The organism is Streptomyces sp. SM1, assembly GCF_002910825.1.
GTDB lineage: Bacteria > Actinomycetota > Actinomycetes > Streptomycetales > Streptomycetaceae > Streptomyces > Streptomyces okerensis.
Window position 1 is genome coordinate 1 of the sequence record NZ_NEUB01000378.1, and the last position, 3,796, is coordinate 3,796.

Here is a 3,796-nt window from a genome sequence, read left to right on the forward strand (position 1 = left end):
CCGGTGGTGGGCGACCCGGAGGCCGTCTTCTTCGGCTTCTGCGACGGCTCGGCGCTGCCCGGGTTCACCGTGCCCGGCTTCGAGGGGCCGGGGGTGGCGGCCGGGGTGTCCGACGGCGCCGGGGAACGGGTGCCGTGCTGCCGGCCGTTCCACTGGTGGTACCGGCCGGGGCCGTCCCACCGGTCGTGGTCCACGGCGGCGGCGGTGCCGCCCCGGTTCTGCCGTTCACCGCCGCCGGGCCAGTCGGTACAGGCCATGGCGACCGAGGGTATGCCTATGACGCCGATGGCGACTGCCGCGACGACCGTGCGGCGGTACTGCTGCTGATGGCGGTGCTTTCCCATGTGTGACCTCACCCCTGCTGTCCGGAGGCTGGTCATTCTCGGGACGGCCCCGCACCGGGCGCAAAGGGCCTTTCTACTACCGTGCCTCGTAGGCCGGCCGGGGTCTTGCGGCGGGCGGGAGAGCGTGCAGACCCGCCGGTGAGGGGTCTCCCGGAAGGCCTGCCGACGCGTCAGAACCCCGCGTCCGGCGACGAGGCCGTGGCCCCCGGCTCACCGCCGGCCCGCCACCCGCGCCGCCCCCGCACACTTCCACGGCAAGCCGGACAAGTCCCCCATGTCGCCGGAGCGGTTCCTACTAAGCGGCCCGCCCAGATCGGAAACCCCGTGTGGCAGATGTCACGGAACCATCAATTCCGGATGGCTACTGCGGGCTTCCGAGGGCGGCCACGGCCTCCTTGGCGGCCTTGATGGCACCCTTGTTGATCTCTTCCGTGTCGGGTGCCTTCTTCGACTCGAAGTCGCTGCCGTTGTACGTCACGATCACCAGCGCGTTGGAGGCACGGGCCAGCACCACGCCCTCACGCGTCTGCTGCTTGTCCTCGGTGGTGAGGTTCACGACGGAGTACGCCGCGTCCCCGAGCCCGGGAACCGGGCCGCCGCCGCTCTTCTCCTCCAGCCGCCCCTGGTACGACTGCTCCGCCGCCTCGTCCGACTCCAGCACCTCGTAGGACACGTCGAGCCAGCGGTACTCGTAGCCCTTGAGCGCGTTCCAGGAGCAGGTGCGGCGCAGCTTCGTGTCGGTGGACGCTATCTCCTTGCCTGCCGTCTTGGCGCCCGGCACAAGGGACTTGACGCTCTTCTCGGCGATGCTGTCGCACGGCGCCGGCGCGGCGGCGTACGTCTTCGCCACCTGCGTCTCGGCAGGGGCGGAGGCGGACTGGGTCTTCGTCTTCTCGGTCGGCTTGCTCTCGGCGGCCTGCGGTGCGGCCAGCGGGCCGGAGGACAGCGCCCAGCCCGCCGCGGCGAGGACGACCACTGGGGACAGGCGCGCGGTCAGGGCGATCGGCAGAGGAAAGGAACGCACGGCGCACTTCTCGTGGGGTTGGTGCGGAGAGGGTCCGCACTGCGGACGGGACGCCAGTGTCACACGCATTGTTGTGGCGCGGAAGGGTCAACTCGCTCCGTAGGCGCGCGGTGACGGGGGCGTACCGCCCGGGGTCGCCGATTGCTTCGATTCCTCTGGTAAACAGGCGATTTGGGCGCGTCGGACCGGCCCACGTCACCGCACCCGGACCCGCGGCCCACCCGATCGCCGGCGGGGGCGGCCGACGCGCTGACTCAGGCCCCCGGCTACCACGGAGCGGGACGTGGTGTTCCGCCGCGACGCGATCCGCGCCCACGGGCTCCGCGACGCCCGGCCCGGGGGCACTTGCGTGTTCCCGTGCGACACCGGCGGGCCGCCGGCGTACGCGCTCACACGGCGTGCACCTTGACGCCCGCCTCGGTGAGCCGGGCCGCCGTCCCGGACGGCAGCGCGGAGTCGGTCACCAGGACGTCCACGCGGTCCAGTCCGCAGATCCGGGCGAAGGCGCGCCGGCCCATCTTGGAGGCGTCGGTGACCACGATCACCCGGCGCGCCCGCTCGGCGAACAGACGGCTGATGCCGGCCTCGTCCTCCTGATGGGTCATCAGCCCCAACTCCGGGTCGACGCCGTCGACTCCGAGGACGGCGACATCGAGAACCACCTCGTTCAGCACCCCCATGGCGAGCGGCCCGACGAGTTCGTACGTCTGGGGGCGGGCCACCCCGCCGGTGACCACGATCTTCACCTGTGGGCGTACCGCCAGCTCACCGGCGATGTTGAGCGCGTTGGTGACGACCGTGAACAGGGGCGCCGACGCCTCGGGGGCGTCCCGCCGCCCCCGTCCGTCGTGGCTGCCGCCCGCCCGCAACCCCAGCGCGCGTGCCACCTCGGTCGTCGTGGTGCCGCCGTTGAGGCCCACCACGTCGCCGTCGGCGATCATGTCGGCCACCGCCGTCGCGATGCGCTGTTTCTCGGAGGCGTGGCGTGCGGACTTGTAGCGCAGGGGGAGTTCGTAGGAGACGCCGTGCGCGACGGCTCCGCCGCGGGTGCGGACCAGCATCTGCTGTCCGGCGAGTTCGTCCAGATCGCGGCGGATGGTCGCGGGGGAGACCTCCAGCGCGGTGGCCGCGTCGTCGACGTCGATCCGGCCCTCGCCGGTGAGGAGTTCCAGCAGTCGGCTCCACCGGTCGTGCTTGGACATGCGCGGGACTCCCTCTGGGCCTCGGTGCGGCGTTCCGGACACGGTAAGGGACCCGGGCGGCATGCCCTGCCCCGAAACGTCCGGGTGACGGGCCCTGGACCCGGGGTCCGGGTCTGCTGGATACTGCGCGACATGATGCATGCTCGATATTGCTCGAAGAAGGCTCTCTTCGAGCATTTTCACGCACTCGGCCATGACCAGCCGGTGTCCGGGCTCACCGCCCGCCCGGTGAGACGGACCGGCCCGCCGCACCGCAACCGCCCCACCCCGCCCGCGAAGGAGTACGCCACCTTGTCCACCACCCCTTCCAGCCGCACCTCGGCCGAGATCGCCTCCCAGCCCGCCGTCTGGCGCCGGGCCGCCGCGTCACTGCCGCACCAGGCGCCGGCCCTGCCCCGCCGGGGAGAGCGCGTCGCCGTCGTCGGCTGCGGAACCTCCTGGTTCATGGCCCAGTCCTACGCCGCACTGCGGGAGAGCGGCGGCCACGGCGAGACCGACGCCTACGCCGCCTCCGAGTTCCCGCTCGGGCGGCGCTACGACCGGGTCCTCGCCATCACCCGGTCCGGAACCACCACCGAGGTCCTCCACCTGCTGCGCCGTGTGAAGGGCACCGTTGCCACCGGAGCCGTCACCGCCGATCCGGCGACGCCCGTGACGGAGGTGGCCGACGCCGTCGCCGTACTGGACTTCGCCGACGAGGAGTCGGTCGTCCAGACCCGGTTCGCCACCGCCGGCCTCGCGCTGCTCCGCGCCCACCTGGAGTCCGAGAACGCCCTGCCCGCCGGTGTACGGCCCCTGGACGCCGCGATCCGCGACGCCGAACGGGCCGTCACCGAACCACTCGACGCCGCGGTGAGCGGAGCCGAACAGTTCACGTTCCTGGGCAGCGGCTGGACCTGCGGCCTGGCGCTGGAGGCCGCTCTGAAGATGCGGGAGGCGGCCGGCGCCTGGACCGAGGCGTACCCGGCGATGGAGTACCGGCACGGGCCCATCAGCATCACCGGTCCGGGCCGGGTCGCCTGGGCCTTCGGCGAACTCCCGGAAGGCCTGGCCGACGACGTCGCCCGGGTCGGCGGCACCCTGGTCGCGGGCTCGACCGCCACGCCCGCGGGCCTGGACCCGCTCGCCGACCTCGTCCGCGCCCAGCGCCTCGCCGTGATCTGCGCCGAGGCACGGGGATACGACCCCGACCGGCCCCGCAACCTCACCCGGTCCGTCATCCTCCA

The 3,796-nt window shown here is 72.7% G+C and carries 3 protein-coding genes and 1 pseudogene; 1 reads left to right on the forward strand and 3 read right to left on the reverse strand.

Going from position 1 to position 3,796, the window contains the following annotated elements; all coding sequences use genetic code 11:
- The 3 genes and pseudogenes from B9S61_RS09645 to B9S61_RS09655 all read right to left on the reverse strand — a co-directional run.
- Positions 1–344 (reverse strand): annotated as a pseudogene (locus B9S61_RS09645) (CAP domain-containing protein); the annotation flags it as partial.
- A 361-nt stretch (positions 345–705) separates the two neighbouring features.
- Positions 706–1,368: a hypothetical protein gene (locus B9S61_RS09650; RefSeq protein WP_103541894.1), complete on the reverse strand. Its 663-nt coding sequence runs from the start codon at positions 1,366–1,368 to the stop codon at positions 706–708.
- A gap of 389 nt (positions 1,369–1,757) precedes the next feature.
- Positions 1,758–2,570: a DeoR/GlpR family DNA-binding transcription regulator gene (locus B9S61_RS09655; RefSeq protein ID WP_103541895.1), complete on the reverse strand. Its 813-nt coding sequence runs from the start codon at positions 2,568–2,570 to the stop codon at positions 1,758–1,760.
- A gap of 291 nt (positions 2,571–2,861) precedes the next feature.
- On the opposite strand from B9S61_RS09655, the gene B9S61_RS09660 reads away from it, so the two are divergent.
- A partial coding sequence (locus B9S61_RS09660) for an SIS domain-containing protein (RefSeq protein WP_103541896.1) occupies positions 2,862–3,796 on the forward strand: 935 nt, incomplete at its 3' end.